This window comes from Caulobacter sp. HMWF025 (assembly GCF_003060965.1).
Taxonomy (GTDB): domain Bacteria; phylum Pseudomonadota; class Alphaproteobacteria; order Caulobacterales; family Caulobacteraceae; genus Caulobacter.
On sequence record NZ_QAII01000073.1, the window covers coordinates 19207 to 22273 of the forward strand.

Here is a 3067-nt window from a genome sequence, read left to right on the forward strand (position 1 = left end):
AAGGCGTCAGCATCACGCCCGACGGCAAGTACCTGGCCGCCCTGTTGCAAAGCGCCACGGTCCAGGACTCGGCCTCCGGCAAGGACGCCGACCAGAGCCGCGCCAATACCCGCCTGTTCGTCTACGACATCGGCAAGACCGCCACGCCCACTGCCCCGGTGGCCGAATATGTCGTGCAGCTGCCGGTGTTCCGCAACAAGGGCGACGGGGCCGCGCCGGACAAGACCGCCGCCCAGTCCGAGATCCTGGCCCTGAGCGATCACCAGTTCCTGGTCCTGGCCCGCGACGGCAACGGTCGCGGCGGCGGCGCGACCCGACCGGCCGTCTATCGCAGCGTCCTGCTGGTCGAAACCGCCTGGGCCACCAATATCGCTGGATCCGCCTTTGAGACCTCGACCCTGCCCGTCGCCCCGGAGGGCGTCCTCAATCCTGGTGTCACGCCCGCCCGGCAGACCGAGCTGGTCAACCTGATCAACCCGGTCCAGCTGGCCCGCTTCGGCCTCAACCTCGACAATGCCGCACCCACGCCCCTGACCCTGCCGGAAAAGTTCGAGGCCCTGGCCCTGGTGCCGGCCCTGGACCCGAAGGCTCCGAACGATGCCTTCCTGTTCATCGGCAGCGACAATGATTTCCAGACGGCGACGGGCATCGTGGGCGGCATCCCCTTCGATGCCGGGATCAAGGCTGCCGACGGCACGTCGGCCGGCGACAATGACAATCTGGTCCTGGTCTATCGTCTGACCCTGCCCGGCTGGTCGCCCTCCGTCCGGAAGTGATAAGCCGGGGCGTCGATCACCCTCGAGCGCCCGGCCATCATGGATCTTGCCCTTAGTGTCCTGTCCCGGGTCCTGCCCTTCTTCCTGCTGGTCGGGGCCGGTGGCGCCATGGCCCGGTTGCGGCTGCTGGACGACGGCATGGCGCGCGGGCTGTCGGCCTATGTGTTCTGGATCGGCTTCCCGGCCCTGCTGATCCACGCCCTCTCGCGGATCGACGTCACCGATGCGGCCCTGCTGCGCGGGCTTATGGCCTTCGCCCTCGCCGCCCTGGCGGTCATGGCCGGCCTGGCGATCCTCGGCCTGATCCTCGGGTGGACGCGGGAGGAGCGCGCCGGGGCGGCCCTGGCGGGGGGCCTCGGCAACAGTGCCTTCCTCGGTCTCCCCGTCGCCGCCGCCGTCCTCGGCCCTGAAGCCGCCAGACTGGCGGCCGGAGTCGTGGCCGTGGACTTTGTGCTGGTCGCCGCCACCGGCATTGCCCTGCTCGGCTGGGCCTCGGGCCGGTCGGTCGGACACTCCGTACTGCAGGCCCTGTCGAACCCGATCGTGGCGGCCTCGCTGATCGGCGTGGTCATGGCCCTCACCGGGCTTCGACTACCCGACCTGCTGGACCGCGCCATAGCCGCCACAGCCGTCTCGGGTAGCCCGGTCGCCCTGGTCACTCTCGGGGCCGCCCTCGTTTTGAGCGGCGACCAGACCCGGCCTGCGCCGGCCTGGGGCCCGATCCTGTCGGCTACCGCAGCCAAGCTGGTCATCCTGCCCGTCCTGACCTGGATCCTGGTCGGTCTGGCCGACGCGCCCACCGCCTTCCGCCTGGGCGCGACCCTGCTGGCGGCGACCCCGACGGCGGTCAATGTCTTCATCCAGACCCGGACCCTCGGGGTCTTTGAGCGCGGAGCGGCCCGGACCGTCGCCCTGACCACGGCCCTGGCCTGCATAACCCTGTCAGGCGTGGCGATGCTGCTGACACGGGCTGTCAGTTAGTTCCCATTTTGTTCTCGCCAGCCCGCAGCGGAGCTTGCTAGTTTTCTTCCCACAGGAGGACTCCAGCATGATCCGTTATGTCACCATCGGCGCCAACGACCTCGACCGCGCCCAAGCCTTTTATGATGCGATCTTCGCCGTGCTGGGACAGCACAGGCTCTGGCGACAGGGCGACTGGATCGGCTACGGCCCCGAGGGCGGTGAGGCCAAGGTCTTCATCTGCAAGCCGCATGACGGCCAACCGGCCCGGGCCGGCAACGGCATCATGGTCGGCCTGCAGGCCGAGAACCCTGCCCAGGTCGATGCCTTCCACGCCGCCGCCCTGGCCAACGGCGGCACCTGCGAGGGCCCGCCCGGACCGCGCCCGGCCTATGGCGACGGCTATTACGGGGCCTATGTGCGAGATCCAGACGGCAACAAGCTCTCGACCTTTCTGAGCCAGTAGGCGGCACAGAAAAGCCCGCTGCCCCGGCCAGGGCAGCGGGCTTCAATGTTCAGGCGTGAGCCTGGCGCGCTCAGCCCGCCAGAGCGGCCTTGATCGCCTCGAGCCCGGCCTCGGCCTTGGTCGCGTCAGGCGCGCCGCCCTGGGCGAAGTCGGCCTTGCCGCCGGCCCCCTGCCCGCCCATGGCCAGCACCGCGGCCTTGGCCAGATCCGCGGCGCTGAAGCGGCCGACCAGGTCGGCGGTCACCGCCACCGTCACAGCGGCCTTGCCGTCGCTGGTTCCGACCAGGGCGACAATGCCGCTAGCCAGCTGCTTCTTGAACTCCTCGGCCACGCCGCGCAATTCCTTGCCACCGACCCCGTCCAGCACCCGGGCGATCAGGGCCACGCCGCCGACATCCTCGGGGCCCGAGGCCGCGCCACCGCCGCCCCCGAGCGCCAGTTGCTTCTTGGCCTCGGCCAGTTCCTTTTCCAGCCGCTTGCGGTCGGCGACCAGGGCGTCAACCCGGGCCGTAACCTCGCTGACCGGGGTCTTGAACTGGTCGGCCAGGGCGCGGGCCACACCGGCCTGATCCAGCAGGAAGCGGCGGGCTGCCTCACCGGTCAGGGCCTCGATGCGCCGCACGCCGGCCGCGACGCCCTGCTCCGAGATGATCTTGAACAGGGCGATATCACCGGTACGCGCGACGTGGGTGCCACCGCAAAGTTCCACCGAATAGGCCTTGCCGGCCTCGGTCAGGGAGTCGCCGAGGGTCAGGACCCGGACGCTGGCCCCGTACTTTTCGCCGAACAGGGCCACAGCCCCGGCCTCGATGGCTTCCTGCGGGGCCATTTCCTCGGTGCGGGCGGCCACGTTCTGACGAATGAC

At 69.9% G+C, this 3067-nt stretch carries 4 protein-coding genes; 3 read left to right on the forward strand and 1 reads right to left on the reverse strand.

Annotation, left to right across the window (positions count from 1 at the left end):
- The 3 genes from DBR10_RS09000 to DBR10_RS09010 form a co-directional block, all read left to right on the forward strand.
- Positions 1-776, forward strand: a 776-nt coding sequence (locus tag DBR10_RS09000) for an esterase-like activity of phytase family protein (RefSeq protein ID WP_199225320.1), incomplete at its 5' end; no start/stop codon positions are given.
- Between the two features lie 39 nt (positions 777-815).
- Entirely contained in the window at positions 816-1757 is a 942-nt protein-coding gene (locus DBR10_RS09005) for an AEC family transporter (RefSeq protein ID WP_108490235.1), read from the forward strand.
- Between the two features lie 67 nt (positions 1758-1824).
- Entirely contained in the window at positions 1825-2202 is a 378-nt protein-coding gene (locus DBR10_RS09010) for a VOC family protein (protein WP_108490236.1), read from the forward strand.
- Positions 2203-2272: 70 nt separating this feature from the next.
- On the opposite strand, the gene DBR10_RS19860 is transcribed toward DBR10_RS09010, so the two are convergent.
- Positions 2273-3067 (reverse strand): DHHA1 domain-containing protein (locus DBR10_RS19860; protein ID WP_233243332.1); only part of this gene is annotated, 795 nt, incomplete at its 5' end.

Bases quoted from the DNA above. Each gene is read 5' to 3' on its own strand.
- DBR10_RS09005 (WP_108490235.1), top strand. From the start codon at position 816: ATGGATCTTGCCCTTAGTGTCCTGTCCCGGGTCCTGCCCTTCTTCCTG.
- DBR10_RS09010 (WP_108490236.1), top strand. From the start codon at position 1,825: ATGATCCGTTATGTCACCATCGGCGCCAACGACCTCGACCGCGCCCAA.